This window comes from Mycobacterium sp. (assembly GCF_032161845.1).
Lineage (GTDB): Bacteria > Actinomycetota > Actinomycetes > Mycobacteriales > Mycobacteriaceae > Mycobacterium.
This window is the reverse complement of sequence record NZ_JAVRQA010000393.1, coordinates 1-3,164: the sequence shown is the minus strand read 5'-3', so window position 1 is coordinate 3,164 and position 3,164 is coordinate 1. Positions and strand designations below refer to the sequence as shown.

Annotated in this window: 2 protein-coding genes; both read left to right on the top strand. The window is 69.5% G+C overall.

Going from position 1 to position 3,164, the window contains the following annotated elements:
• Nucleotides 1-2,010 (top strand): ATP-binding cassette domain-containing protein (locus tag QOD90_RS21115; RefSeq protein WP_526352780.1); only part of this gene is annotated, 2,010 nt, incomplete at its 5' end.
• A gap of 143 nt (nucleotides 2,011-2,153) precedes the next feature.
• The coding region (locus QOD90_RS21110; RefSeq protein ID WP_526352779.1) for a PGRS repeat-containing protein at nucleotides 2,154-3,164 on the top strand (1,011 nt) is incomplete at its 3' end.

Genomic DNA, 3,164 nt, shown 5'->3' with positions numbered 1-3,164 from the left:
CGCGCTCCCGAGGGCAACCTCGCGACCAGCATGCTCAAGATCCTGCGGCCGGGCAGGGCGCCGGACGTGCCCGCCGGCGGCATCAAGATCGGTCGCGCCACCGACAACGACATCGTCGTCCCCGACGTGCTGGCATCCCGGCACCACGCGACTTTGGTGCCCAGCCCCGGCGGCACGCAGATCGTCGACCACCGCAGCATCAACGGCACGTTCGTCAACGGCCAGCGGGTCGAGTCGGCGGTGCTCCACGACGGCGACGTGGTCACGATCGGCAACATCGACCTCGTCTTCGCGGGTGGCACGCTGGGGCGCCGCAACGAGACCGACGTCGCGACCCGTACCGGTGGCCTTGACGTCTTCGGCGTCACGTGGACCATCGAGGGCAACAAGACGCTGCTCGACAACATCTCGCTGGCCGCCAGGCCCGGCACCCTGACCGCCATCATCGGGCCCTCGGGCGCGGGCAAGTCGACCTTCGCGCGACTGGTCGCGGGCTACACCCACCCGACCACGGGCACGGTGTCCTTCGAGGGCCATGACGTGCATGCCGAGTACGCCTCGCTCCGCTCCCGAATCGGCATGGTGCCGCAGGACGACGTCGTGCACGGCGAGCTCACCGTCCGCCAGGCCCTGATGTACGCCGCCGAACTTCGCCTGCCCCCCGACACCAACAAGGCCGACCGCGAGCAGGTCGTCAACGAGGTGCTCGAAGAGCTCGAGATGACCAAGCATCTCGACACTCGCGTCGACAAGCTCTCCGGCGGGCAGCGCAAACGCGCCTCCGTCGCACTCGAGCTGCTGACCGGCCCGTCGCTGCTCATCCTCGACGAACCCACCTCGGGCCTCGATCCGGCCCTGGACCGCCAGGTCATGACGATGCTGCGCCAGTTGGCCGACGCCGGCCGCGTCGTGCTCGTCGTGACGCACTCCCTGACGTATCTCGACGTGTGCGACCAGGTCCTGCTGTTGGCGCCCGGCGGCAAGACCGCGTTCTGCGGCTCGCCCAGCCAGATCGGCGCCGAACTGGGCACCACCAACTGGGCCGACATCTTCAGTTCGGTCGCCGGCGACCCGGAGTCCGCCAAGCGGCGTTACCTCGAACGCCATGGCCCGCCGCCACCACCACCGGCCACCCAGCAACCCGCCGACCTCGGCTCGCCGACGCGCACCAGCGTGCGAAAACAGTTCTCCACGATCGCTCGCCGTCAGATGCGGCTGATCGTCTCCGATCGCGGTTACTTCATCTTCTTGGCGTTCCTGCCATTCATCATGGGCGCACTGTCTCTGTCGGTGCCCGGCACCGTCGGCTTCGGCGTACCGAAGACCGCGCTCGAGGGCGGCGAAGCACCGAACGAGCCGGGACAGATTCTGGTGCTGCTCAACGTGGGTGCCATCTTCATGGGCACTGCGCTGACGATCCGCGCGTTGATCGGCGAGCGGGCGATCTTCCTGCGTGAGCAGGCGGTCGGATTGTCAACGACCGCATACATGTTCGCCAAGGTCTTCGTCTTCGCCGGATTCGCCCTGCTGCAGTCCGGAGTCGTCGTCGCCATCAACATCATCGGGAAGGGTTGGGGCGCTGGGGCCGTCACCAGCGGCGCGGTGATACCCAACCGGTCGATCGAGTTGTACGTCGACGTCGCGGCGTGCTGTGTCGGGGCCGCAATGGTCGGCTTGGCTCTCTCGGCGTTGGCCAAGACCAGCGAGCAGATCATGCCCCTGCTGGTGATTGCGATCATGTCCCAATTGGTGTTTCAGGGCGGCATGATCCCGGTGACGGGCCGCATCGTGCTCGACCAGATGTCGTGGGTCACCCCGGCCCGGTGGGGCTTCGCCTCGACGGCGTCGACGATCGATCTGATCAGGCTCGTACCGGGCCCGCTGACGCCGCAGGACTCGCATTGGAAGCACACGGCCGCGGCGTGGTGGTTCAACATGGGCATGCAAGGGGCGATCTGCGTCGGCTATCTGAGCCTGGTGCGCTGGAAGATCCGGCTCAAGGGCGGCTAGGGTCCTGGCGCCCAGACGGAACTGGGGTAGTCGACTACCTCAGCCTGCCCGTTGCGGCGGGCTTACGTTGCTGGCACATCGCGAATTGCGACCAGGGTGCGCAACTGGCTGACCAATTCGCGTCGCCTCTGACGGGAGCTCCGATGCCAGATTCTGCAACGCGAACCACTCGCATAACCCGCGCAGCGGCAGCGGCGGCGGTGGGGGCGGCCATCGCGGCTGGCCTGTTCGCTGGGGCCGGCGCCGAGTCACCGGTGGCGGCCGCCGCCCCCGCGTGTGCGGCCCCGTTGATCTGTCCGTTGGGTTCCGGCGGCAGCGGCCCGGGGCCCACAGTGGCCGGCCTGGTAGGCGGCGGCGCTATCTTCGGGCTGATCGGTCCCGGTGGTTTGTTGATCGGCGACGGACTTGATGGTGGGCCAGGTGAGGACGGCGGCCCGGGCGGCCTGCTGTTCGGCAATGGGGGTACCGGCGGCGACGGTGTTGCCGGGCAAATAGGCGGCAACGGTGGCCACGGTGGGTTCTTCTTCGGCAGTGGCGGAGCGGGCGGCGCCGGCGGCGAAGGCGCAACAGGTGGCAACGGCGGCAATGCCGGACTCATCGGCAACGGCGGTGCGGGCGGTCAGGGCGGCATTGGCTCGACCGGCCTCGCTGGGGTGAACCCGCCCTCGAACGGCACGACTGCCCCCGACGGCCCAAATGGCACCGACGGCACCGCCTCGGTCCCTCCAACCGATGGTGAGCCAGGAACCGACGGTGGTGACGGCACCGCGGGCGGCACCGGCGGCGACGGCGGAACGACCATCGTTGCGACCACAGGTCAGGTCGGGGCGTCCGGCGGAGCGGGCGGTCACGGTGGTAGCGGAGCACCGGGCGGCACCGGTGGTAACGGCGGCGTCACCGGCGGCACCTTCGACGGAGACATCACCGGCGGTATCGGTGGTGCTGGCGGCGATGGCGGAACCGGAGCCAACGGCGGCACCGGCGGCAACGGCGGAGAGGGATTCAGCGGTCCGGGCCTCGGAACCGGTGGCAACGGCGGCAAGGGAGGCAACGGCGGCCAAGGTGCTTCCGGCGGCACTGGTGGCGCCGGCGCCTCGGGTGGCACCGGCGGCCAGGGCGGCTCACTCTTCGGCCTCGGCGGGGCAGGCGGCGCG